This is a genomic window from Sphingobium sp. S6, assembly GCF_905120495.1.
GTDB lineage: Bacteria > Pseudomonadota > Alphaproteobacteria > Sphingomonadales > Sphingomonadaceae > Sphingobium > Sphingobium agri.
The window spans coordinates 26,979-52,451 of sequence record NZ_CAJHOG010000004.1 but is presented as its reverse complement, the minus strand read 5'-3'; the positions used below and the strand labels follow the sequence as shown (position 1 = coordinate 52,451).

19 protein-coding genes are annotated in these 25,473 nt (G+C 62.8%); 10 read left to right on the top strand and 9 right to left on the bottom strand.

Annotation, left to right across the window (positions count from 1 at the left end; all coding sequences use genetic code 11):
- Positions 1–115 precede the first annotated feature (115 nt).
- Both SPHS8_RS13560 and SPHS8_RS13555 read right to left on the bottom strand, forming a co-directional pair.
- Positions 116–427, bottom strand: coding sequence for a hypothetical protein (locus SPHS8_RS13560; protein WP_201515976.1), 312 nt, complete (start codon positions 425–427; stop codon positions 116–118).
- Positions 428–485: 58 nt separating this feature from the next.
- Complete coding sequence (locus SPHS8_RS13555) at positions 486–1,136, bottom strand: TetR/AcrR family transcriptional regulator (RefSeq protein WP_201515975.1); 651 nt, start codon at positions 1,134–1,136, stop codon at positions 486–488.
- Between the two features lie 157 nt (positions 1,137–1,293).
- On the opposite strand from SPHS8_RS13555, the gene SPHS8_RS13550 reads away from it, so the two are divergent.
- From SPHS8_RS13550 to SPHS8_RS13535, 4 genes are read left to right on the top strand one after another with little or no spacing between them, the layout of a single operon-like run.
- Entirely contained in the window at positions 1,294–3,513 is a 2,220-nt protein-coding gene (locus SPHS8_RS13550) for a glycoside hydrolase family 3 C-terminal domain-containing protein (protein WP_201515974.1), read from the top strand.
- Between the two features lie 3 nt (positions 3,514–3,516).
- Entirely contained in the window at positions 3,517–6,387 is a 2,871-nt protein-coding gene (locus SPHS8_RS13545; protein ID WP_201515973.1) for a glycosyl hydrolase, read from the top strand.
- Positions 6,384–7,391: an alpha/beta hydrolase gene (locus SPHS8_RS13540; RefSeq protein WP_236575152.1), complete on the top strand. Its 1,008-nt coding sequence runs from the start codon at positions 6,384–6,386 to the stop codon at positions 7,389–7,391. The genes SPHS8_RS13545 and SPHS8_RS13540 overlap by 4 nt, the downstream gene beginning before the upstream one ends.
- A 5-nt stretch (positions 7,392–7,396) precedes the next feature.
- Complete coding sequence (locus SPHS8_RS13535) at positions 7,397–9,832, top strand: alpha-L-rhamnosidase-related protein (RefSeq protein ID WP_236575151.1); 2,436 nt, start codon at positions 7,397–7,399, stop codon at positions 9,830–9,832.
- A gap of 166 nt (positions 9,833–9,998) precedes the next feature.
- Here SPHS8_RS13535 and SPHS8_RS13530 read toward each other — a convergent pair whose 3' ends face one another.
- Positions 9,999–11,420, bottom strand: a complete 1,422-nt coding sequence (locus tag SPHS8_RS13530) for an NAD-dependent epimerase/dehydratase family protein (protein ID WP_201515971.1) — start codon at positions 11,418–11,420, stop codon at positions 9,999–10,001.
- 330 nt (positions 11,421–11,750) lie between these two features.
- Between SPHS8_RS13530 and SPHS8_RS13525 the strand changes: the two genes are divergently transcribed.
- Entirely contained in the window at positions 11,751–14,174 is a 2,424-nt protein-coding gene (locus SPHS8_RS13525) for a TonB-dependent receptor (RefSeq protein ID WP_201515970.1), read from the top strand.
- Positions 14,175–14,244: 70 nt separating this feature from the next.
- Positions 14,245–14,637 carry a VOC family protein gene (locus tag SPHS8_RS13520; RefSeq protein ID WP_201515969.1) on the top strand — a complete coding sequence of 131 codons (393 nt, stop codon included), beginning with the start codon at positions 14,245–14,247 and terminating at the stop codon, positions 14,635–14,637.
- Between the two features lie 59 nt (positions 14,638–14,696).
- On the opposite strand, the gene SPHS8_RS13515 is transcribed toward SPHS8_RS13520, so the two are convergent.
- The 4 genes from SPHS8_RS13515 to SPHS8_RS13500 form a co-directional block, all read right to left on the bottom strand.
- The gene (locus SPHS8_RS13515) at positions 14,697–15,605 is read right to left on the bottom strand and encodes a DUF3618 domain-containing protein (protein WP_201515968.1); all 909 of its coding nucleotides are present in this window, start codon (positions 15,603–15,605) and stop codon (positions 14,697–14,699) included.
- A complete protein-coding gene (locus SPHS8_RS13510; RefSeq protein ID WP_097093518.1) occupies positions 15,602–16,057 on the bottom strand; it encodes a phage holin family protein in 456 nt (151 codons plus the stop codon). The genes SPHS8_RS13515 and SPHS8_RS13510 overlap by 4 nt, the downstream gene beginning before the upstream one ends.
- On the bottom strand, positions 16,057–16,521 hold the full coding sequence (locus SPHS8_RS13505) for a hypothetical protein (RefSeq protein WP_097093517.1): 465 nt from the start codon (positions 16,519–16,521) through the stop codon (positions 16,057–16,059). Before SPHS8_RS13505 ends, SPHS8_RS13510 begins: the two co-directional genes overlap by 1 nt.
- A gap of 197 nt (positions 16,522–16,718) precedes the next feature.
- Positions 16,719–17,531: an SDR family NAD(P)-dependent oxidoreductase gene (locus tag SPHS8_RS13500; protein WP_201515967.1), complete on the bottom strand. Its 813-nt coding sequence runs from the start codon at positions 17,529–17,531 to the stop codon at positions 16,719–16,721.
- A gap of 108 nt (positions 17,532–17,639) precedes the next feature.
- Here SPHS8_RS13500 and SPHS8_RS13495 point away from each other — a divergent pair, with 108 nt between their 5' ends.
- The 4 genes from SPHS8_RS13495 to trxC all read left to right on the top strand — a co-directional run bounded on the left by SPHS8_RS13495 (position 17,640) and on the right by trxC (position 22,436).
- Positions 17,640–18,440: an SDR family NAD(P)-dependent oxidoreductase gene (locus tag SPHS8_RS13495; RefSeq protein ID WP_201515966.1), complete on the top strand. Its 801-nt coding sequence runs from the start codon at positions 17,640–17,642 to the stop codon at positions 18,438–18,440.
- A 78-nt stretch (positions 18,441–18,518) separates the two neighbouring features.
- Positions 18,519–19,850 (top strand): amidohydrolase, encoded by a 1,332-nt coding sequence (locus SPHS8_RS13490; RefSeq protein ID WP_201516148.1) that lies wholly within the window; start codon positions 18,519–18,521, stop codon positions 19,848–19,850.
- Between the two features lie 94 nt (positions 19,851–19,944).
- Positions 19,945–21,981 carry a M3 family metallopeptidase gene (locus tag SPHS8_RS13485; RefSeq protein ID WP_201515965.1) on the top strand — a complete coding sequence of 679 codons (2,037 nt, stop codon included), beginning with the start codon at positions 19,945–19,947 and terminating at the stop codon, positions 21,979–21,981.
- A gap of 17 nt (positions 21,982–21,998) precedes the next feature.
- A complete protein-coding gene (gene trxC, locus SPHS8_RS13480; RefSeq protein WP_201515964.1) occupies positions 21,999–22,436 on the top strand; it encodes a thioredoxin TrxC in 438 nt (145 codons plus the stop codon).
- Here trxC and SPHS8_RS13475 read toward each other — a convergent pair whose 3' ends face one another.
- Positions 22,437–24,461, bottom strand: a complete 2,025-nt coding sequence (locus SPHS8_RS13475; protein ID WP_201515963.1) for an elongation factor G — start codon at positions 24,459–24,461, stop codon at positions 22,437–22,439.
- Between the two features lie 146 nt (positions 24,462–24,607).
- Positions 24,608–25,102, bottom strand: coding sequence for a hypothetical protein (locus tag SPHS8_RS13470; protein WP_201515962.1), 495 nt, complete (start codon positions 25,100–25,102; stop codon positions 24,608–24,610).
- Positions 25,103–25,473 lie beyond the last annotated feature (371 nt).

Below are 25,473 nucleotides of genomic sequence, written 5' to 3'. Positions count from 1 at the left end.
TGGGCCGGCCAAAAGCCGGCCTTTTCTTTGCCTGTTGCACTGGGACGCAAGAGGAGCGAGCACAAAAAAGGGCGCTTTCGCGCCCTTTTCTTTTCATTGCTGTAGGCTGTCTGGTTCAGGGCAGCTTGGCAAGGTCCGCATCGATCGCGGCAAGGCGCGCGTCGGTGACATCGTCAGGCGCATATTGCTGGATCGACTTCAGCGTCATGGCGCGGGCCATGTCGACCTGATCATTGGCCGTCATACCCGGGATATGCTTTTCAATGATCGCCTTGGCAGCGGGGTTGTCCAGCAGAACGCCGAGTTCGGTGTCGGTCGTGTTAAGCTTGGCATGGGCCGCATGTGCGGGGGCCGGGGTGGCAGCCGTCTGCGCGAGCGCGGGGGTGGCAACCGACAGAGCAGCAGCGGCAAGAATCAAAAGACGCATAAACAGGATCCTCCATTATGACCGGGCCTATATCGCACGGCTACGTTCTAAATTCAAGTCACCAACTTGCGCGGCCCGCCATAAAAAGTTCGACGGTCTGGCGCGCAGCTTTGATGAACTCCGCTTCCTTGATGGGGCCTGCGCTGCTTTCCTGCAATTCCCACCCGGTGATGGCGGACACGAACATCCGCGCGACCGCGGAGGGATCGCGCGCAGGAATGCCATCACGCTTCGCGGCTTCGCTGATGTCGTTGCTGATCAGGCGGACGATGTAGAGATAGCCTGCCTCATACATCGCGCGGGCCAGTTCAGGGAATCGCTCCCGGTTGGCGAGCGTCAGGAGTTGAAACGCATGAACCTCCGTCTGGAGGACGGACCTGGCGATGGTCTGGGCATGATGGTGGAGCCGCTCGGCAATGTCGTCGGTGAGCAGGTGATCCTCCCGCGCCGAGGCGAGGGACCATTGACTGACCCGGTCCTGGATGACCGTGGTGAACAGCGCCTCCTTTGAAGGGTAGCGCGCGTAGAGCGTGCCCTTGGACACGCCGGTTTCCGTCGCGATATTTTCCATCGCGACGCCGTCATAGCCCAATTCCAGGAACATGCGCGTCGCCGTCGCGAGGATGGCTTTGTCGATCGCCGCAACCTGTTTTGCGTCGGGGCGGCCCCGCTTGGGGGTAAAGGTTTTTTCCATCTTGGTAGCTGGCATGATCACTTCTCTGACTCAAGCCATCGGCGGAAGCAATGGCCTGTCCCAAATCAATCGAACGCCCCCGATCGAATATTGACGCCCGTCGTTTCAGCCCATAGTATGAAAACTGCCGACATGCTCAAAATGTCCCACCAGCGGAGAGGGCTGAACATCCATGAAGAATTCCTCATCAATCCTGTTGCTCGCAATAGCCGGGACGATGCTGACGCCGCTTGCGGGACATGCCCGTGATACCAAGACCGCTGCAGAGCGCCGGGCGGCGGAAACGCTCGCGAAAATGACGGATGAAGAAAAGATCCGGCTGATCCACGGGCCGATGACCGCGCTGGTGCCTGTAGCCAAGAGGCCGAAGGACGTGCCCATCAGCGCGGGATATATCGAGGGCGTCGAGCGGCTCGGCGTTCCGATGCTGGTCGAAAGCGATGCGAGCCTGGGCGTGTCCAATCTGATGGAACAGCGCAAGGGTGACGTGGCCACGGCTCTGCCATCGGGACTTTCGCTGGCTTCCACCTGGGACCCGGAAATTGCGCGCGCGGGCGGGGCGATGATTGGTGCCGAAGCGCGCGCCAAGGGCTTCAACGTGATGCTGGTTGGCGGCGTCAATCTGGTCCGCGATCCGCGTGCGGGCCGCAATTTCGAATATCTGGGCGAAGATCCCCTGCTGGCGGGTGAACTGGTCGGCAATCAGATCAGTGGCGTGCAGTCCAACAACATCATCGGCACGATCAAGCATTTCGCGCTCAACGATCAGGAAACCGGACGCAATATCGCGTCGGTGAACATGGATGAGCAGGCTATGCGCGAAAGCGATCTGCTGGCCTTCCAGATCGGTATGGAACGCGGCAATCCGGGGTCGGTCATGTGCGGATATAATCGCGTTGGCGGCACTTATGCATGTGAGCACCCCTTCCTGCTGAACGACGTGCTGCGGCGCGACTGGGGGTTCAAGGGCTATGTGATGTCGGATTGGGGCGCGGTGCACTCGACCGAAGCGATCGTCGCGGGGCTCGACCAGCAATCAGGCGAGCAGATCGATGGAAAGCCCTATTTCTCCAGTCTGATGGTCGAAGCGGTGAAGGCTGGCAAGGTGCCGCAGTCGGCTGTCGACAAGGCAGCAGGACGCGTACTTTACGCGATTTATGCCTATGGGGTGGCCGACAATCCGCTGAAGGCAGGGCAGCCGATCGACTATGACGCCAATGGCGACATCGCACAGCGGGCCGCCGAACAAGGCATCGTCCTGCTGCGCAATGAAGGCGGCATCCTGCCCCTGGCCGCAACGGCGAAGAAGATATTGGTCGTCGGGGGCAATGCCGATGTCGGCGTCCCAAGCGGTGGCGGATCGAGCCAGGTCAATCCCGTGGGTGGGTTGAAGCGCGTCTCCAAGCCTGCCGAGGGTGGTCCGGCCGCCGGATTTGCGCGGCGCGGCTATGGCGGCACACCGCCGCTCGACGGACTGCGCGCGGAATTCCCCAATGCGGCGATCACCTATCTGGACGGTAAGGACGTCGCTGCCGCCGTTCAGGCCGCGAAGGCTGCGGACATCGTCATCGCCTTTGCCGAGAAATATGCGACCGAGGCAATGGACCATAAGGACATGTCGCTGGGCGAAGGCCAGGACGAACTGATCGATGCAATCGCAAGCGCGAACGGCAAGACGATCGTCGTCCTGGAAACCGGCAATCCCGTGCTGATGCCCTGGCAGGCCAAGGTGCCTGCGATCCTTTCGGCCTGGTATGGCGGTCAGCGCGGCGGCGCAGCCATCGCGCGCGTCATCAGCGGCAAGGTGAACCCGTCCGGCCACTTGCCCGTGACTTTCCCGGCCTCTGTCGATCAGTTGCCAAATCCGGTGCTGCCGGGATCCGACGCGCCGCCAGCGGACAAGGAAACCCGCGCCATTTATGGCCTGCAAGCCGGTCTGAAGCCATTCGACATCGTATATCCCGAAGGATCGGACGCCGGGTATCGCTGGTTCGACAAAAAGGGGTTGAAGCCGCTTTATCCATTCGGCCACGGCCTCAGCTACACGCAGTTCCGCTATGAAGGGTTGAAGGTGACCGGCGGCAAGACGCTGTCGGTGCGCTTTACCGTTGCCAACAGCGGCCAGCGGGAAGGCGCAGACGTGCCGCAGGTCTACGTGACCCGGCCCGGCAAGGCCAAGCGGCTGATCGGGTGGGCGAAACCGAACCTGAAGCCTGGCGAGAGCAAGGAAGTTACGGTGACCGCTGACATGCGCGTTCTGGCTGATTATGATGCGAAGGCGAAGCGCTGGGTTGTCCCTGCGGGCGACGTCAAGGTGGAGGTGGGCACATCTGCCGCCGATCCGGTGTTGACCGGCACGGCTCGGTTGAACCGCATGACCCGGAGGCCCTGAGCCATGATGTCCAAGCATTTGATGAAAACCTGCCTGCTGGCAGCCACCGCGATACTTGCGCTTGCGGAGGCTCCGGCTTTTGCAGCTCCACTCGACGATCATTTTCAGCACCCCCCCATGGAGGCGCGGCCCCGGCTGCGCTGGTGGTGGCCGGGCGATGCCGTGACGGACGAAGAATTGCGGCGTGAGATCAAGTTGATGGCGGACACGGGCTTTGCCGGTGCCGAAATCCAGTCCTTCACGCCCAATTTCGTGACGCTGACGCCGGACGAGAAGCTGCGCGTCAATCAATATGCCGAACCCTCCTTCTTCGCGCATGTCCGCACCGCTGCGGATGCCGCAAGGCAGGCTGGTTTGACGCTGGACTATACGCTTGGGTCATCCTGGCCATCGGGCGGCGGCTTTGCCATCACCCCGGAACTGGCCTTTACCGAGCTTGCCATGGCGAGTACGGAGGTGAAGGGTGGCGAGGCAGGACCGATCAAGCTGAATATCCCCAAGCGCACCCGCCGCCTGGGTGCGCTGAGTTTCCTGGATGCGCGCGTCAAGGACCCGAAGGTTGCCGATTGGGGCAAGCGGATGGACGCCCGCGCCCGCACGGTGGCTGTGGTTGCCGTGAAGGGGAAGGCGCCCGTGCTTCAGCCGTCCGCGCCCGGCGCGATGGGCCTTACACTGACGCCATGGCGGGACGTGGTGACGGCGGGAACGCTGGACCCGTCCTCCAGCATCCTGCTTACGGACAAGATGAGCGATGACGGCACGCTGAACTGGACCCCGCCGCCGGGCGATTGGCAGATTTTCGTGTTCCGCCAATATGCGTCCGATGTCGGCGTGCTGGGTGCAGCGGGACAGGGGCCGCAGCTGATCCTGGATCATATGAACCCGCAAGCCTTTGCCACGCATGCCGCGAGGGTCGGAGATCCATTGGGCAAGAACCCGGCCGGCATCCGGTCGACATTCGTCGACAGCCTGGAATTGATGCAGGATATTCAGTGGGGACCTGAATTGCTGCAGCAGTTCAGGAAGCGGCGCGGCTATGACCTGACGCCCTATCTGCCTTTCGTCGTGCAGCCGGGGTGGATGCAGGCCTGGGCCGAACATTGGTCACCCCCCTATTTCGATACGCCGAACAGCGATCTGGCAGAGCGGGTGCGCGCCGACTATCGCCGCACGGTGTCCGACATGATGATCGAGGGGTTCATCCAACCTTTCGTCGCATGGAACCATGCGCGAGGGCTCAAGGCCAAGTTCCAGGCGCATGGCGGCGCGTTCGACACGATCCGGGGATATGGGCTGGCCGATATCCCGGAAACAGAAGATCTACCGCATGAGGGCGATCCCTTCTTCATGCGGATGGCGCGGTCGGGCGCGCATCTTTATGGGCGGCCCATCGTGTCGGCAGAGAGCCTGGCATGGCCGAACCGCCCCTATGAGGTAACGCCGGACGAGATGCGCCGCAGGATCGATGCGCTGATCTCGGGCGGGGTCAATTCGATGATCCTGCACGGCTATAATTACCGTTTCCATGCCGAAGACTGGCCTGGCTGGCATGCTTTTCAGCCGAGCCCCTTTGCGGGCGGCTTTTCCAGCATGTTGAACGAGACCAACCCGGTGTGGCCCGCGATGAAGCCGATGGCGGCCTATATCGGCCGCTTGCAGGCCGTGATGCAGGCGGGCGAGGCGGTTGTACCGGTCGCCTATTTCTACGGCCGCTACGGCTATTATATCGGCATCGAGGATGATGGCGCGGGCAAGCAGGCAGCCGAGAAGGCGTTCCTGGCGGGTGGCTATGATTTCGACCGGATCAATCCCGATTCGATCGCGCACGCCCGGATCGAAGGAAAGCAACTCGTTTCGCAGGGCGGCCAGCGCTATCCGGTGCTGGTGCTGCCGCCGATCGACGGCATCCAGGCAGAGACGGCGGAGGCAATCGCGCGTTTCGCAAAGGCGGGGCTGCCGATATTCTTCACCGACCGCGCTCCATCACGTGACGAGGGGTTGGCCCAGGCGCGCCAACGCGATGCGCGGGTGAAAAAAGCGATCGCGGCCGCTTTGAAGGCGGGGGCAAAGGTGGTGCCCGCTGCCGGGTTGACGGATAGTCTGCGCGCGGCGGCGATCCCGGCCAATCTGCGCTTCACCGGCGATGCAGCCGACCTGTATTTCGTGCAGCGGCGCGTCGATGGACGGACGGCGACCTTCGTTTATAATCGGGGGCAAGCCGACCGTCAGGTGACGGTGACGCTGCCGGGCGCTGGCGGCGTCACACGGTGGAATGCGATGGATGGGACGGCGACGCCCGTTTCCGCGCAAGCCGGGGGACAAGGCACGGACGTGCCGCTTAGCCTAAAGGCGGGGGAAAGCGCTTTGCTGATGCTTGATCCGCAGACCAAGGCTGTCACCATCCCGGCTGCGGCGATTGTGGGCAGCGTGGCATTGCCGGTGGAGGGCTGGCGGCTTAAGGCCAATGGTCATGTGCAGCGCAAGCCCTATGCGCATGATTTCGCTTCGGTCAGCTTGAAGGATTGGGCGGAGGTGCCGGAACTGTCGCGCTTTGCGGGAACGGCGACCTATAGCCGAGCGATCAGCGTCGATGCCGGCTGGCTGACCATGGGTACGCGCGTCATCCTCGACCTTGGCAAGGTGCATGATGTCGCGACGGTCACGGTCAACGGGCAGAGCCTGCCCACGCTGTTCAGCGCTCCGTTCCGCGTCGATGTGACGAAGCTGGTTCGCGCTGGCAAGAACGACATCAGTGTCGCGATCGCCAACGTTCCGCAAAATGCGATGATCGATCCCAAGGACACGATCTACAAGAAGCTGAAGCCCGTTGCGGCGGGATGGGTTGGACCGGCGAAACTGGAGGCACAGCGTTGAGAGGGCGGCGCTTCGCTGCCGCGCTCGCTTCCTGCCTGCTGATAGCGGCTGCCCCGGCCGCCCCTTCGCCAGAGACGGAACTGAAGTCGGTCAACCCGGAGTTGCGGCCGATCGCGCGCGGCATCATGCAGGCGCAGCGGAAAGGAGCGACGTACAAGCCTTGGAAGCCCGGCCGTCTTCCTGCGGGGGTTGAGGAGCGGCAAGCGCCGGGATTGCGCGGGCATCCACCCGTGCCGGTCTATGTCGTGAACGCCGGTGCGGAGCAGGGGCCGCCGCGCGGGGCGATCTTCTTCGTCCATGGCGGTGGCTTCATCGGCGGCGACGCGCGGGAGAATCTGCCTGCGCTCAAGAGCCTGGCCGAGCGGCTAAACTGCGTGATCGTATCGGTGCAATACCGGTTGGCGCCGGGGACACGCTTTCCCGGGCCGCTGGAGGATGCCTATGCGGGCCTGAAATGGCTGCATGGCAGTGCCGCTACGCTGGGCGTCGATCCGCGCCGGATCGTGGTCATGGGCGAAAGCGCGGGCGGTGGCCTGGCCGCCATGCTGACGATCGCCGCGCGGGACAGGGGCGAGGTGCCGGTCGCGTTCCAGGCGCTTGTCTATCCCATGCTGGACGATCGGACGGGATCGTCGCGTCCGGTGCCGCCGCATATCGGCCAGCTGATCTGGACGGCGGAGTCGAACCGCAAGGGCTGGCAGGCGCTGTTGGGGCGGCGTCCCGGTGCTGCCACCCAGCCTGAAGGATCGGTGCCCGCGCGCGTGAAGAACCTCAAGGCTCTTCCGCCGACCTTCATCGGCGTCGGGTCGATCGACCTGTTCGTCGACGAGGATGTGGAGTTCGCCCGCCGCCTCATCGATGCGGAGGTGCCTACCGAATTGCTGGTGATACCGGGCGCCTTCCATGGGTTTCAGATGATCGCGCCGCGCGCGGCCATATCCCAGCAGTTCAATGCCGCGCTGGAAACAGCGCTTGCCCGTGCCTTATCGCCGGAGAAGAAATGATGAAAATGCGCACCTTGCTGGCCGCTTCGCTGATGATGGGCGCTGCGCCCGCCGCTATCGCTCAGCCCGGTGGAGCCGAGGGCTGGATCAGTCATGCGGAGGCGGGGCCAGCGGTGCGTCCGATCGTCCTGCATTTCCGCCGCACCGTCACGCTGCCCGGCAAACCCCGCGCCTACAAGGTCCGAGTGACAGCCGATAACCGCTTCATATTGTTCGTGAACGGCGCTCGCGTTGCGACTGGTCCTTCGACAGGTGACATCCTTCACTGGCGAGAGGAAAGCATCGACCTCGCCCCCTATATGAAGCGCGGCGTCAATGTCGTTGCGGCGACGGTGTGGAACGGCGTGCAGCCGCTGAAGCTGCCCGCCAACCCAACGCCTGCGCAAGTTTCGGCGGCGCAGGGAAATTCGCTGTTCACCAACACCGCGCCGTTGTTTCAACAGAGCGTCGCGACCGGCTTTCGCCTGATCGGTGAAGGCGATGCGGCGGAGTTGTCCACAGATCGTGCGGGCTGGCGGGTGAAGCGCGACGAGGGCCGCGGCTTTGCCAATGGCTGGGGGCAAGTGAAGCGATGGTATTATGTCGCCGGAAACCCCGAAAAGATCGACGCGGCAAAGGCCGACTTCGACGCCGCCGGGCCGCAGGAGAAAGGCGAGGGCTGGCAGGACGCGGTTCCCGCTCCCGCTGCGGCGAAGCGGACGTTGGTGCCCGACCGGCTGCCGCAGCAATCCTATACCCCGGTCGCAGCGGGCAAGGTGGTGCGGACGGACCTGCCCGCTGCCATGAGCTTCCCCGCGCGGGCGGTGACGATCCCCGCCAACAGCAAGGCGACATTGCTTATCCAGCGCGACGCGATGGTCTCGGCTTATCCGCAACTCGATGTGTCGGGCGGCAAGGGTGCGTCGATCAAGCTGCTGTGGGCAGAGGCGCTGTATGATGCGAAGAGCCGCAAGGGCGACCGGAACCTGATCGAGGACCGCAAGCCGATCGGCATATGGGACAGCTTCATAGCCGATGGGGAAAAGCGCAGCTTCGCGCCGCTCTGGTGGCGGACCTGGCGCTATGCGGAGATCACGGTCGAAACCAAGGATCAGCCGCTGGTGCTGGAGGGATTGCGCGCCTACGAAACCGGCTATCCGTTTCAACAGGTTGGTAAGTTCGCGAGTGATGATCCTGAACTTGCACGGATTTTCGACATAGGCTGGCGCACAGCGCGGATCGACGCGCATGAAACCTATATGGACACGGCCTATTGGGAACAGCTGCAATATGCGGGCGACACGCGCCTCCAGATGCTGATTTCCTATGCCGTTTCGGGCGATCCGCGCCTGGCCGAGCAGGCGGTCGACGCCTTCGCCGCGTCGGATGCCGAAGGCGGCCTGATGGAAGGCGCATGGCCGACGCGCGGCAACAATGTGATCGCGCCCTTCGCGCTGATGTGGGTAGGCATGCTGGACGATTGGCGATTGCGCCAGCCTGACGCCGCACCGATCGTCCGCAATATCCCGCGCATGCGCCGGGTGTTGGACTGGTTCGAAACCTACCGCCGCCCGAGCGGCCTGCTCGGCAAGAACCCGCAGTGGAATTTCATCGATTGGGTGGGCCAGCCGGCGACCGACCGCACCATCTTCCCGTCCTACGGAAAGACGGATGAAAGCTGTTTGATGAGCGTCAGCTGGCTTGGCGCGCTTCAGCAGGGGGCGGCGATCGAGACGGCCTTTGGCGACAGCAGCGTGGCAAAGCGCTACGCGGCGCGTGCCGACACCGTCAAGGCCGCGATCCGCAACCGCTGCTGGGTTCCCGCGCGGGGTCTCTACGCGGACAATCCCGATGGCGACCGGTTCAGCCAGCATATGAATGCGCTGGCCATCCTCTATGATGTCGCCACCCGCGACGAAGCCGGGGCGATCATCGACCGGATCATGGTGCCGGGCAAAGGCATAGATGCGCCGGAAGGGATCACCAGCGTCAGCTATTATTTCTCATGGTATCTGGCTCAGGCTCTGGTCCATGCCGGGAAGAACGACCGCTATCTCGACATGCTCAAGACGTGGCGCGATCTGCTGGCAATGCACTATACGACCTGGCCGGAAGAGCGCGACGATGCGGGCCAAGGCGGGAAGGGCCAGTCGACCCGTTCCGACAGCCACGCGTGGAGCGCGCATCCAAGCGCCGATCTACTCGGCATCGTGGCAGGCATCGGCCCCGCCGCGCCGGGCTATGCGCGGCTGAAGGTCGAGCCTGCACTAGGTTCGCTCAAGAACTTGTCCGCGACCGCTGCCACGCCGCAGGGGCCGGTCAGCGTTCGCTATCGGGTTTCCGGCAGCACCCTGAATGCGCAAATCACCCGGCCAGCCGCATTGCCGGGGGATTTCATTTGGAACGGCAAGCGATATCCGCTCACTCGCACGACGACAAAGCTCAAGGTGCCGCTCCGCTAGAGGGGAACGCACTCAGCGCTTCGGGGCGTCCTTCGCCCCGAAGCCATTGAGGTCGATTTAACGGAACAACGCGCCGTCCACTCCTGGGTGATCGCACCCTGCTGGCGTTACGCGGATCGTCAATTGCGCTCCGACGGAACGGCCGATCACCCCGGCCCTGCCCAGCTTAACCGGCTGCGTCGCCCCATACCTGCGCGAAGAAGGGATTGCGCGCGGCCTCCGCTTCATAGGCTGCGGGATCCAGCATGGTGACCGGGCACCAATGGCCGCCCTGGAGATAAAGGCGCGGCGTCATGGTGAAACGATGGCCTGCCGCCGACTGCCATTCCACCGGCGCATCCGGGCCGTCGAACGAGCTGCCGAGATATTTGCCGCCGCGATATTCCGCCGCTGCCTTAAGGTCGTCGGCGCGCCAATCGTCGGGCGAGCGGCTCTCGTCATAGCCATGGTCGAGCAAGGCCGGTTCCCGCGACGGCTGCGCGAAGCGGAAGTCGTCCCAGTTGCGGGGAATGGCCTCCCACGCTGCCCGCGATCCGAAATAAGCGCGGATCTTGGCTTCGTTGTTGGTGGTGAACCAGTTGAGACTGCCGTCCGGCCCGTTCGCCAGCTTTTCGATCTGCTTCGACACGACGCCGGGCATCAGCTTTGGCACTGTGCGCGCGATCCATGGAATGTGGCGGGGCGCTTCGCGGAAATAGTCATCCAGCGATTGTTCCCGGAACGGCACCAAGGCTTCGAGCCGATCGGAATCCGAGTACCACTGGCCGTGGAAGTTCCGCGTGGCGAACCAGTGCGGCTTCAGCACCTTGCGGTAGTTGGGCATGGATTTCTCCATGAACTCATGGTTCACCACCCGCGAAGAAGCACCGCCGCCCAGATTGTAGAAGTTGCGCCAGAACGTGCCGGGCACATCATCGCCGCAGAGCGCGGCCATTAGGCGGCCGCTGTCATTGGCGGTGGACCATTCGAACACGCCGTTGAGCGGATTGTGGAACATGATGGGGTCGAAAATCTTCCACATCTCGAAATGCGCCATGCCGCTTTGGCGTATCGAGGCCCAATGGGTGATCCCGCTCTGCGCGACGATCGCTTCGGCTTGCGTCTTCGTCACCGCATAATGATCGTACGCGCTGATCTTGATCGGATCGCCGGTCCTGCCCCAATGGACAGGCGCATTGCGGCTGCCGGTTTCGGCGACCGTCCCGATATATATCAGCCGGGTCTGCTTGGGATCGCCCACGGTGTGGATCGCGTCGACGATGTTCTGGGCGCCGCCCACATTGACGCGGGTCACCAGATCGGCGGGGAGGCGGTCTGCGAGCGGCGAGACCAGCGCGCCCACGTGCAGAACGATGTCGGCGCCCTTCACGCCTTCGCGGATGGATGCCGGATCGGTAAGATCCCCCCAGATGATCTCCGCCAGGCCCCGGCGCTGAACATCCTTTACCACAGGATGCGCCTTTTCTTCCGGCCGCACCAATATTCGCAAGTGCAGCGAATCCGCCTTCGCGGCGATACGCTTCACCGTCTCGCGGCCCATATTGCCGGTGGCCCCGGTAAGGAAAACTGTCTTGCGGGTGTCGATCATTTTGCTCCCCTCGAATAATTTCGACACAATCGCACGTCGTCGTATCAATAACAAGGGGAGAGGTTTCAGGCGCGGATCAGCCCCCGAAGCGACAAGAGCGGCATATCACGATTTCCACGATGATATTGGTGATATTCCATAGAAATGCGCATACCTTGTCGGATTTATGCGCGTAGATCGCGGCTGCGGAATTAAGGGATGTTGCTCGCACAGCACGCGGACTTCGAAAAATTTACAAAAAAATGACTGCGTGGATTGCGGGGTGCCTGCACGATGGTTAGCAACTGTCAACATTGTGGACTTGGCCCTGCTAGATAGAAGGAAGCAGTCATGAAAAAGGGGAATTATGTTTCTGCGTTGTTGTGCGGTGCAGCGCTGATCGTGCCTGCCGCCGCCTGGGCGCAGGATGCTGCCGATGGCGGTGGCGAGATCGTCGTTACGGCGACGCGCGAAGCCCGCTCGCTCCAGTCCGTGCCCATGAGCGTCAATGTGGCCACTGGAGAACAATTGCAGAAACTGAACATTTTCGATGCCAAGGACGTGCAGCAGCTCGCCCCGGGCCTGGAAATGACCAACACCACGGGACGCAACAACACAACGACGCTGCGCGGCATTTCATTCGATCCCGATCAGGCCACCGACCCGGCGGTTCAGGTCTATTTCAATGAAATTCCGACCGACGCGCAGACGGTCTACACCGCGCTTTACGACATCAAGCAGATCGAGGTCTTGCGCGGTCCGCAGGGCTTGCTGCGCGGCATCTCCGCCCCGGCCGGTGCAATCACCATTTCCACGGCGCGCCCGAGCTTCGATGAGATCGAAGGCTATGCACAAGCCACCGCGACGACGCGCGATGGCTTCAACGTCCAGGGCGGCGTCTCCCTGCCTTTTTCGGACAAGGTTGCGCTGCGGGTCGCGGCGCTGGTGGATGGCAATCGCCTGAACAATGTCCGCAACATCACGAACGGCGATCGTTCGCGCAGCCGGACCCAGAGCGCGCGTCTGACGCTCGGCCTGCGTCCGACCGACAACATCACCGCCTATCTGAGCTACCAATATCTGTATGCTGACAACATTCAGGCGCTGCAGGTCGTCGGGAGCGGCAATAATTCGACTTTCGAAGCGGGACCGTTCTTCGGCGGCGTCCTCGTGCCGAACACGTCAGTGCGCTCGGGTCCTCCGCTTGAAGCCGACGACTATGCCGCAGTAAGTGAGGGGCGGGCCCGCTATCAGAATGAGGGCCACATCGTAAACCTAGCCGTGGATTGGGATCTGGGCCCGGCGACATTGTCCTTTGTCGGTGCACATCAATATACGCGGCTGAAGACCCAGCGCGACCTTGACGCTGGAAATGCCGTCCCCAACTATATCTCCAACTCGATCGGTTTCGTTCCTTTCAAATATGACACCGTCGAAATGCGCCTCGCGACGAACAACAAGGAAGGTTTCGGCGGCGGCATCGGTGTTTTCTACAACAAGATGGCCGGGACGACGCGGGTCGATCAGCCGGGTGACAGCTTCTTCTTCCCGCTCGAGCCGAATGACAGCCTGGCTAATCTGGGCGCATTGCCTTATCTGCCTGTCGGGACCTCCACTGCCGTGCCGGTCGATCGGAGCATCTGGTCTTTCAATGCCTATGCGAACTTCCGCAGGGATGGCCTTTCGATCGAAGGCGGCGTGCGCTATTCGATCATCAAATCTTATAATACGACCCAACTCGCCCTGAGCACGCCCGGCAACATTCTAGCGTGCACCGGCGACCCGGTGGTGGATGCCGTGTCCTTTGGATGCCTGCCTGCATCCTATCCTGCGGCCGAGATCATTCCCGATCGCCTGCAGCACCTGAAGGACACGCCGCTCACTGGCGGCCTGACCATCAGCTATCAGTTGATGCCATCGCTGAATGTCTTTGCCTCTTACGGTCACTCATTCCGCGCACCTGCGGTCGGTGTAGGCCTGCCGGACGGGCTAACAGATGACCTGATCGTAGGGCAGCCGGAGAAAACCGATGCAATCGAAGCTGGCGTCAAGGGCAGCTTCGCTGGCCGCCGTCTGCATTATGCGGTGTCCGTCTATTATCAGAAGCTCAACAACTTCCTCAATCGTTTCACCGGCATCTACTATGATTCCGCGGACGCTTCCCCGCCGACCGGATTCTTCGACTTCAACTATAATGCCGATGCACGGATCAAGGGTATCGAAGGGTCCCTGGACGGCCGCATCACGAAGGATTGGGACTTCGGGATCAGCGCGGCTTACACCCGTGCCCGCTTCCGCAACGCGCTGGTGCCCTGCAACGACTTCGCGGGCACCGGCACACCCAACCAGGATGGACCGGCGACCGTCAGGGGGCCGGGCAATGTCAGCTATTGCGTCAGCAATGGCCGTCTGGCCGATACTCCGGACTTCAGCCTGACCGCGAATACGGAAATCCGGTTCCCGATGGACAATGTCACGCCGTTCCTGCGCGGATTGTTCACCTATCGTCCGGGCTTCTATTCGGATCGGGTGGATTACAACTATCGCAGCCGCGAACTGCTGAACCTGTTTATCGGTGTCCGCGCCCCGGACAGCAGTTGGGAGTTCACGCTGTTCGCTAAGAACGCCTTGAACCAGAAGCGGATTGCCAACATCAGCCTTGGCAATGCGACCGTTGGCACAGCTACGCCCGGACTGGATTATGACTCCGGCTATCGCCTGGTCAACGTGACCAACCCACGAGAGTTTGGCTTGACGGGCAACTTCAAGTTCTAAAGATAAAGGCAGGGGCCGGTTGGATCACCAACCGGCCCTTTCTTCATAAGCATGACCAAGGGTAGGATGAATGACGTCACATTTCGGTTTCACGAAGCTTGTTGTGCAGGACCTCGAAGCCATGGGCGCCTTCTACAAGGAAGTCGCAGGCCTGGTCGAAATGGCGCGCGTGCAGGATGCGGTCGGCGATCGGCAGATCGATGAAATCCTGTTCAATGCCACGGGTGAGGGCGGGGCGACCTTCGTGCTGTTCAAGTTCCTCGACCGTGACGCTCCCGCGAAAGATGAGGTCATTCTGGGTTTCCAGACCACCGATCTCGTATCCTTTGTGGAACGGGTCGAGAAAGCTGGCGGCAGCGTGGTGCAGCCGATCGAGGTCAAGGAAGCGCATGGCGTAAAGGTCGCCTTCGTGACCGATCCCGAAGGTCATCTGATCGAGGTCGTCGAGCTTCTGGCCAAATAATGTGAGTGGCGGCATGGGTGAAGCCCGCGCCGCCAACTCCCAACCAGGTCCGCTGGTCGTCAGATCTTGGGCGCTCCGAAATCCCGGGCGCTTCCCTGATCATGTTGGGCGTGGAAGGCGTCTCCCGTCGATTGGTTGCCGGGCTGGTTTCCCGTGTTGTCGCCCTGTTGCAGCTTGTCATCGACGCGGCCGACCAGATCGTCCTTCTTTTCACGCAATGTGTCTGTCAGGCCTTGCTTCTGCTCGCTGGCCATCGTGCGCGCCTTTTCGCCCAGGGAGCCGAGCTTTTCCTGCTCGACCCGGCTGATCGGCAGGGCTGAACCAAGGGCAGCGCCGACAGCCGCGGCGATCAGGCCGCCGACCAGCGGATTGCTTTCGTACAGATCCTGCGCTCTGCTTGCCGCCTGGCTCGCACCGCGCGCCGTTGCCTGCCCAGCCCTGCTGGAGCTTTCCGCCCAGGCATGGCGCTTCTCCCTGAACCGGTCGGTCAGTTCGTCTAGCCGCTGGCGGAAGCTGCTGTCATCTTCATCGGCACGCCGTTCCAGCATCAGGTAATTGGCGCGCGCCTGATCGCGGCGGCGCTGGTAGGCGGCGAAATCTTCGCCATCCCGCATCTCGACCGCCGACATGTGGCTGACATAATCGCGGTGATGCACGTCAAGGTCGTGGGGCTGCTGCTCACGCCCTCCACTTCGGGAGGGAAGGCTGGGGAATTTGGAGTCCTTGTCGCTGATCAGCCAGATCGTGCCTGCCGCAATCAATCCCAAGGCAATGGGATTGCGGCGCGCGCCGTCGAGCAGCATGCGGGCATCGACATTATTTTCGTCCGCCTTGTCCAGCAAAGCGTCGAAAATCTTGCGGGGAGTAAGCTGATCGCCGATCTTGTCGATCGTCCGGCTCATATCCTCCTGCGTGCGGCGGATGTCGCGCTCGATCGCATCGGGGTCCCGTTCGAGAGTGTCGGTCATCTTTTATGCTCCGGGTGAAGGTCTCCGCGAAGGGCCGCGGGCGTTCTTTCAAGGCTGTGCTGGGTGCGTTCGGGGGCCAGATCGACATCACGCATCTTCGCCGCGCCGCCCCTGTAAAGAAGGTAGGCGACGATCAGCGTCACGACCCCTACGATCAAGGTCGCAAGGCCGAGATGGTCGATCGCGTCGGCAAGAAGATAAGCGAAGGCCATCAACAGGACGCCAAGGCCCGCAATGCCGACGACCGCCGCGCCTGCCATCGCACCGATCGCCTTCTTCATGTCATTGCCGGTCTCGCGCACTTCGGCCTTGATCAGCGCGAGTTGCTGTTCGGCAAGATGAGACCCCTGACTGGTCAAGTCCCTAAGAAGCGAGACGATATTGTCGTCCCGTCCCGATGGCGCACCGCCCTCGACCGGCGGGCCTGCCGTTCTGTTCATCGTGTCTGCCATCAGATCGCCCCTACGCTTGGACTTGGAGGCTCGGACCAACCACCCTGTGGCGCTGAAAAGCTTTGACTGCTTGGCACGGTGGGTTCTGACCGAAGCACGCGGCTTGCGGCGAACCCGGCAGCGGCGCAGGCTGCAAGGAAGGTCGTGGGATTATCGCGCGCGACCTGACGAAGATCGCTCATCAATTGGCGGGAATCCTTTTGTTCCACTGTATCGGCAAGGCGCTGGATCTGCTGTGCGCCTTGTTCGAACAGCGATTTGAGCCAGCCGGGACTTTGCCCGCTACCCAGGTCTTCGGCGGCCTTGTTCAGGGCCGAGGCTACCGAGCGGGCCTGTTCTACCGCAGGACCCTTGCGGGCATCCGCCTCGCTTTGCAGGCGCTCAGCGGCGGTGCTGGTGAGTTTTTGGGCGTCCCCGCGCAATTCTTCGCGCAGATCGCCCGATGTTTCGGGGGGCTGCTGCATATATGATCCTTCCTGTCCAACTCCAGCAAGTGAACAGGAAGGATCATGTGGAGTTCCGCTTCCTCCGGGCTATTGCGGCAAATTGTTAATCCATGCTGTTGGCCAGGGGATTTTCATGACGTGACAATTAGCATGCGGTATAAGGAAGCATTCTCAGGATTGGCGCTCAAGCGCTTCTGATCACGCTCAGTGCTGCATCAATCGGGCGAGATCTGATGATCTTCAAAGAAGTCGGGCGCATTATGCAGTTGCGCCCCTGCGAAGCGCACCGCTTCGGGGTTGGTCGCCAACCACACCACCGTGTCGGCCGTTTCCTGCGGATCATGGGCCTTCGTGCCAAGACCCACCTCCGCCTCGGCATCTGCCCATGCGGATCGCAACGTGTCCGTCATGGTGAAGGCAGGCTCGATCAGGAATGCACTGATGCCGTCGGCGCGATGTTCGAAATTGATATAGTCGGGGATGTGGTTGAAGGCCGCTTTTGGGCCGGTATAGAAAAGCGCGCCGCCAGTCTCGGTCGGGTCGACAGAGGAGCGCGTCGACATGAAGATCATGCGGCCGCCGCCCTGCTTGATCATCGCCTTCAGCACAAGGCGGCTGAGATGAAATTGGTTGATGAAATTGCCGGCGGTGGCGCGCTCGGCATCGGCCAGGTCGATATCCAGGACCTTCTGCATGATGGAAGGGCCCTGATAGATGCCGTTGTTGACCAACAGGTCTATTCGTCCGGACCGCTGGAGCACCGTTTCCACCGCGGCGTCGATGGACGCCCGATCGGCCAGGTCGAGCCGCACGCCATAGGCGGCCCCGCCCGCTGCTTCGATCTCGGCGACCGTTTCCTCGATGCTGCCTGGGATCGGGACGCCGCCCATTGCGTCATGATGACCGGTTCCGGCGGTCAGCGTACGGCCGGTCACGACAACCTCAAATCCCGCGCGGGCGAGAGCCAGGGCGATCACGCGGCCGATCCCACGCGTGGCGCCTGTCACCAATGCGGTCTTGTGCATCATCTTCCTCAACGTCTTTTTTGCTTGCATGGGCTGTGCCAGCCCGACCATGTTAATACAATAGGCGTTGCTTTAATGACGGCTGTGCCGAGCCGTTTCAGGGAGAGAGATATGACTGATGCTCTACTAGCTGGCCGGGCGGCCGTCATCACTGGCTCAGGCGACGGCATCGGCGAAGGCATCGCCCGCCGCTTCGCCGCCGCAGGGGCTGCCGTGCTGGTTGCGGATATTAATGAAGAGAAAGGCGAAGCGGTAGCCGCGAGCCTCCGGGACATGGGCGCGCGGGCAGCCTTCCGGCGGTGCGACGTCAGGAACCGCGAGATGATCGTGAGCATCGTCGGCGCCTGTGTCGAGGAGTTCGGCTCCATCGATATATTGGTCAACAATGCCTATCGCGGCGACCAAATGACCCGCATCGAGACGAAGAGCGACGACATCTTCGCGGACAGCCTGGAATTCAACCTGTACGCCGTCAAATGGTCGATGGAGGCGGCATTCCCGCATATGCGCCAGCGGGGCTGGGGAAGGGTGATCAACATCGGATCGCTGAACGGCGTCAACGCCCATATCGGCACTGCGGAATATAATGTCGGGAAGGAAGCGCTTCGCGCCTATACGCGCTCGGCTGCGCGCGAATGGGCTCAACATGGGATTTGCGCGAACATCATCTGCCCGGCCGCCGCTTCCGCCAGTTTCCGCCATTTTGCAGAGCTTCAGCCGGAGCAGGCTTCGCAGGCCGCCGCCGCCAACCCGATGGGGCGCATGGGCGATCCGGAAAAGGATATCGGTGGCGTCGCCCTGTTCCTGGCGAGCGAGGATGCCCGCTATGTCACGGGCAACACCCTGTTCGTGGACGGCGGGGCTCATATCAACGGGGTCGCATGGGCGCCCGATCTTGGCCCTGAACAGTAAGTCGGGCTGAAAAGCCTGCCCGGCTTCGGTCCAAGAACAGATTATCTTGTCAGGAGACTGCGGTTGAAACGCGTCAGCATGTTGAAGAGCCTAGCCATCTCGTCACTATCGTTGCTCTTGGCGCCGCCCGTGCTGGCGCAGACTGCCCCCACTCCGGGCAAGGCGGCGATCGATGCGGTTCTGGACAAGAATATCGCCGCGCTGGAAACGCTCTACAAGGATCTTCACCAGCATCCCGAACTCGGCTTCCAGGAACAGCGGACGGCCAAGCTGCTGGCGGCAAGGATGCGCGCGCTGGGGTTCGAGGTCACTGAGAAGGTCGGCACGACCGGGGTCGTCGCGGTGTACCGCAATGGCCCCGGTCCCGTCACGCTGGTGCGCGCCGACATGGACGCGCTGCCCATGGAGGAGAAGACAGGCCTTCCCTATGCCAGCAAGGCGCAGGCGGTGGTCGACGGAAAGCCGACCTTCGTCGCCCATAGCTGCGGCCATGATGCGCATATGGCCTGGTGGGTGGGAACGGCGCAGACGCTGCTGTCATTGAAGGAGCGATGGAAGGGCACGCTGGTCTTCGTCGCGCAACCGGCCGAGGAAGTGCTGGGCGGGGCGAGTGCCATGGTGAAGGATGGATTGTTCACCCGTTTCCCCAAGCCCGACTATGCGCTCGCCGCCCACATCGCCGGGGCTATGCCACTGGGCACGGTGGTGATGAAGGAAGGCGTGATTCTGTCGGCGTCCGACGCGCTGGAGGTCATTTTCCATGGCAAGGGCGCGCATGGTTCGGCGCCAAGCTCGTCGATCGATCCCATCGTCATGGGCGCGCATTTCGTATCCGACGTGCAAAGCGTGGTCAGCCGCCAAAAAGATGCAGCCACCTTTGGCGTGATCACGGTCGGCGCCTTTCAATCCGGCACGGTCGGCAACATCATTCCTGATGAAGCGCGTCTGAAGCTTAGCCTGCGGTCCTTCACGCCGGAGGTGCGCAAGCTGCTGCTGAACGGCGTGGAGAAAACCGCTCAGGCCGCCTCGATGATGGCTGGCGCCCCCGAACCGACGATCACGCGCCTGAATGGCGCGGCCGCCACCCTCAATGATCCGGCGCTGCTTGCCCGGATCACGCCTGCGCTCAAATCCGCATTCGGGCCGGGCGTGGTCTCCATTCCCGCGAGTGCACCCGGCTTTTCCGGAAGCGAGGATTTTTCGGAGTTCGGAGCCGCCGGTATTCCGTCGGCCTATCTGATGATCGGTGGCGACACGCCCGAAAAGCTGGCCGACTACAAGGCGAAGGGTGTCGCGCCGCCGACCAACCACTCTCCGCTTTATGCACCGGCCGCCGCGCCCGCGATCCGCAGCGGGACCATGGCTCTTGCCCTGTCGGTGCTGGCGATCAACGGAATCACGGAGCGCTGAGCTTCTCGGGCAGGATGGGAGCTTGAACAGCGGAGGGGGATCGCCCAATTAGGCAACTCTTCAGTCCTTCGGGACACCTCAGCCAAGAGTAGCCATGACCTCCCCCAATCCCCTCCTTGCCGACACCGACCTGCCCGACTTCGCCGCCATCAAGGCGGCCCATGTGGTTCCCGCGATTGAAGAGGCGATAGAGCAGCATCGCGCTGCGATCGCGCAGATCACCGAAGGGCAGGCGGACGATTTCGGCAGCGTCATTCTGGCGGCGGAGCGGGCCGACTTCCTGCTGTCGCGGACATGGTCGCCCGTCGGCCACCTCGCAGGGGTTGCGGACACACCCGAACTGCGGGAAGCCCACGCGTCGGCGCAGGCGCTGATGACCAGTTACCTGATGGAAGCAGGGCAGAACCGCGCGCATCATGATGCCGTCGCGCGCGTGGCTGCACGGCCGGACTTTGCCGGCCTGCCGCCTGCGCAGAAGCGTGCCGTCGATCTGGCGCTGAGGGCTTTCCGCCTGGCGGGTGTGGCCTTGGAAGGCGAAGCCCGCCAGCGCTTCCTCGACATCGGCGTGGCGCTGAGCGACCTTAGCACCCGCTTCGGCAACGCCGTGCTCGACGCGACGGAAGCATGGAGCGAGCATGTCACTGACGAAGCGGCACTCGCCGGGGTGCCGGAAAGCGACAAGGCGATACTGGCCGCCTATGCGCAGGAAAAGGGCCTGCCCGGCTGGCTGATTACCCTCCGCCAGCCAAGCGTGCTGGCGATCCTGCTGCATGCCGATGATCGCGCGCTGCGGGAACGTGTCTATCGCGCCCATAATACGCGCGCGTCCGATCAGTCGGACGACCGCAGCCATGATAATAGCGATCGGATCGAACAGATCATGGCGCTGCGGCATGAAGCCGCGCAGATATTGGGCTTCAACGATTCCGCCGCGCATTCGCTGGAAACCAAGATGGCGGCGGATGCGGATGAAGCGCTGGCCTTTCTTGACGACCTTGCCAGGCGCGCCCGCCCGGTCGGCGAGAAGGAGCTGGAAGAGGCGCGTGCTTTTGCCGCTGAACATTTCGGCCTGACCGAACTCTATCCCTGGGATCTTTCCTATGTGGCAGAAGCGACGCGGCGGACCTTGCACGGCGTCGATCAGGAAGCGCTGAAGGCCTATTTCCCGCTGCCACGCGTGCTTGCGGGTACGCAGAAGCTGATCGAGCGACTTTTCGATGTACGCCTGGTCGAGCGGAGCGGTGTTTCGACCTGGCATCCCGATGTCCTGTTCTATGATGTGCAGGATGCGAGCGGCGAGGTCGTCGCGGGCGTGTATCTCGATCTGTTCGCTCGGGCGGGCAAGCGGGGCGGCGCCTGGATGGATGTGTGCCGGGCGCGGTTCCGGGACGCGGACGCTTTCCACCGGCCGATCGCCTATCTGACCACCAATTTCGCGCCGCCTGCGGGGGATCGTCCCTCGCTTGTCACCCATAATGACGTGGTGACGCTGTTCCACGAGTTCGGTCATGTGCTGCATCATTTGCTGACGGAGGTCGATCTGCCTTCGGTTGGCGGAATTTCCGGCGTCGAATGGGACGCGGTCGAGCTGCCCAGCCAATTCATGGAGAATTTCGCGTGGGAAAAGGACACGCTGATCGGTCTGTCCGGACATGTGGACACAGGCGAGCCTCTGCCTGAACCACTGTTCGATCGTCTGCTCGCCGCGCGTCAGTTTCAGGCCGGGCTCGCAATCTTGCGCCAGATCGAGTTCGCGACCTTCGACCTGACGCTGCATCGCGACTATCATCCCGCTCAGGGAGCGCGTGTAATCGAGACGCTGGACCGGGTGCGTGCGGCGGTGGCCGTCGTCCGTCCGCCTGAGTGGAATCGCTTCGCTCATGCTTTCAGTCACATATTCGCGGGCGGATATGCGGCGGGCTATTATTCCTATCTCTGGGCTGAGCTGTTGTCGGCAGATGCTTTCGAGATTTTCTCGCACGCCGATCTGCCAGGGGGCGGGGCGAGCGCGTTCCGCCGGGAAATCCTGGCGGCGGGTGCCAGCCGCCCGGCCGCGGACAACTTCCGCGCCTTTGCGGGCCGCGCACCGGAGGTCGACGCCCTGCTCCGCTCGCGCGGGCTGGCAGCGTAACGGAAAGGCTGTCCAGCATGACCAGCCCTCTCCTCGTCAGCTGCCCCTCCTGCGCCGCGCTCAATCGCGTGCCGAAGGAGCGGCTGGGGGAGGGGCGCTGTGGACGGTGCAAGCAGGCCTTGTTTCAAGGACGGCCGATCACGCTCACCAGCGGCAATTTCTCCCAGCATGCCGCAAGCAGCGACATTCCGCTTCTTATCGACTTCTGGGCTGGATGGTGCGGGCCGTGTCGCCAGATGGCGCCCGCGTTCGAAGCTGCCGCCGCGCAGCTGGAACCGCGCGTCCGGCTCGCAAAAGTCGATACGGAGGCGGAAGCCGATCTTGCCGCCCGTTATGCGATCCGCAGCATCCCGTCGCTCGTCATCGTGCACAAGGGGCGTGAAATTGCCCGCAACGCCGGGGCGATGCCCACGGCTGCCATTGTCAATTGGGCACGGCAGCATCTCCCGGCGTGATCAGGCCGGTTCCTTGACGCGCTGGACGATGCTGCTGGCGAGCTTTGGCGCCACTTCAGCGAGATGATCGAAATGCGTTTCGAAGGAAGCCATGCCCTGGCTCATGGATCGGACCTCCGCTTCGAGCCCTTGCAGCCCTGCTTCCGGCAATAGCACTTCGATCACGTCCCAAGCCGACCAGCCTTCCCGGCTCGTCATGCGCAGCATCTGGCCGCGCCGGCTTGCGATAGCGGAGGTGATGCGGGACGATGCCGAGCCGGGCGTCATGATCGTCACATGTGCGATCGGCTCCAGCAGATAGGGGGAGGCCGCGGCCAGCGCCTCGCTCATCGCGATACGCCCTGCCGTACGGAATGCGAGCTCGGAGCTATCGACACTGTGGAATGAGCCATCGACCAAGATAGCCGCGACATCCACCACCGGAAAGCCGAGGGGACCTTTGGCGATGGCGTCCTGGACGCCCTTTTCAACGGCGGGTATCCACTGTTTGGGAATGGCGCCGCCCGTGATCCGTTCTTCGAAGCGAATGCCCTCGCCGCGCTCCAGCGGACGCACCTCCAGCACCACATCGCCAAACTGGCCATGGCCGCCGGATTGCTTCTTGTGCCGTCCGCGCTGCGTGACGGGTTTGCGGATCGACTCCCGGTAGGCGATCGTCGGTGGCTGCGCCGTGACAGCCACGCCATAGCGGCGCCTGAGGCGAGCCAGCACGACGTTCAGATGCTCGTCGCTCACCCCATGCAGCAGCGTCTCGCGCGATGCCTCGTCCTGCGTCCAGTGAAGGGCGTGATCTTCCTCAGCCAGCCGATTGAGGGCGGTGGACAGGCGCACCTCATCCTTGTGATCCTTGGCGGCAATCGCGATGGCGCAATTGGTCGCCGGGCGATCGGCTTGGAGAGCGCTGCCGCCCGGCCTTGCTGAAATGCCGATCAGATCGCCCGCCTTTGCCGTATCGACTTTTGCAATGCCCAGCACGGCGCCGGGATCGGCGGAGGCGATCTTGGCGGTGGCACTGCCCTGAAGCGCGAACAGGCCGCCTGCGCGCAAGGTCTGGCCCGCGCTATCCTGCAACTCCGCGCCGTCTGTCAGCTTTCCGCCGAACAGTCGCGCGATCGCCAGCCGACCGACGGTGGCTGCATGGGAAATCTTCAGCACTTGCGCCGCCGCGCCGTCGATCCCAAGCCGTTCGGCGGTCCGCTCCGGTGAAGGCGTGTCGTGGCGCAGCATCTTGAGCAGCCTGCGGATGCCGAAGCCGTTGGCGGCGGAGCCGAACAGCACCGGCACGATCAGGCCGCTCGCCGTCTCCTGCGCCAGATCGGCGAAGATGGTCTGGAGGCTTGGCTGCTCATCCGAAAGAAGCTGTTCGAGCAGGATGTCGTCATGGTCGGCAAGCTGCTCCAGCATATGGAAGCGCGCGTCGCTTTCATCAGCCTTCAGTTCTTCGGTCAGGGCGATCTGTTGCGATGGCTTGCCTGCCTCATAATGATAGGCGCGTTCCAGCGCGAGATCGACGAACCCATCCACCCGGTCGCCCGACCTTATGGGGATCTGCCGCGCGACCAGGGCGGCGGCGCTCATTGGCGAGAGGGCGGAAAGCAATTCCTGGATGCTGCCCCGGGCCTGCTCGATCTTGTTGACGAATAGCGCGTGCGGGACGCCTGCACGTTCGAGCTTGCGCAGGACGGGCTCTGCCAGGGGCGCTCGCGCCGGGTCTGGATCGATGACGACGATGGCCAGATCGGCAGCGTTGAGCGCGATGGCCGCATCGTCCGCAAAGCTCGGGGAGCCGGGGATGTCGATAAGCGAGAAGGGATCGCCCATCCATTCGAACTGCATGAAGTTGATTTCGGTGGAGCTTCCCCGCTCGCGCGCTTCCGGACTCGCGTCGCCGACGCTGGTGCCTGCCTCTACCGATCCCTGTCGCGTGATAGCCCCGCTGATGTGCAACAATGCTTCAGCGAGGCTGGTTTTACCCGCGCCGGCGGGGCCGATCAGCGCAATGGAGCGCGATTGAGTGCCGCTCATCCTTGCTCTCCTCATCCATCTTTGTCGGGCAAGACGGTCTATGTAAGGGAGCGATGTTCTGCCTATCGCGCCGCGAAGGCAAGGGGGGTTCGGCCCGATTGCCGAACCGCCCGCCTAGCCGGACTTGGCTATTGTGGATGAGCCCGTCAGTCATCCTTTTCGGCGACGCCGTTGCGATTGTCGTCGTCGCCCGTATTGGTCGATCCGAGATGGCCGGGACCGTGATAGTCGATCTCGCTCTGCCCGCCATGGCCCATGATGCTGCCCGGATCATTGCCGGTCTTGCGGCGGCCGTGCGGGTAGGGGGCTCCGGCGCTTTCGCCACCCGGGCTGCTCCCCGCCATGCTGAGATCGCTGACGCCATCGCCGCCTTGCTCGCCCCGCGATCCTGATTCAGGCAAGGTCCGCTTTTCTTCCCCGTCCTCATCCTTGGGATCCTGATCGAGCCCCTGCGCCTCGGCAAAGGCGGTGCCGGAAATCTCCTCCACTTCGGGCCCTACGCCTGGGATATGGCGCCGTTGCGATTGCGCGCCCGCCACCTCATTGGCCGATCGTTCCCCGCGCCATCCCTGTTCGGGCGGCGCAGCATCGTCCTTGATCGGAGAGCCCTGCCCCTGAAGAAATGCGTTGCGGTCATTCATAATAGTCATCCTCATCAGCCGGGAACTGGTTCGCCCGTCGTTCGATTGAGGAAACGCGTGGGCAAAGCCGCTGATCCGCTTCGATCACTTACCCAGGTTAGGACATCAGGACCTTTCGCCCGATCATCCGCGCGCCGACGTATGGAAAGGTGAGACAATGCCCCGCGATCCAGAGCGACGACAAAGGCGCAGTGCCAAGCGATGGCTGTGGGCGATCGTGGCTGCGTGTCTGGCCCTCGTTGCGCTGATCGCCTATACCAGCCTCAGGGCGCCGGACCCGGCATCCCGAACGTCAGATGCCCAGGTTCCTCCCTCCGCGGCCGCCGATCCCGCAGATGCAAGCCGGAACGAACTGGCTGCTCGGTGATTGC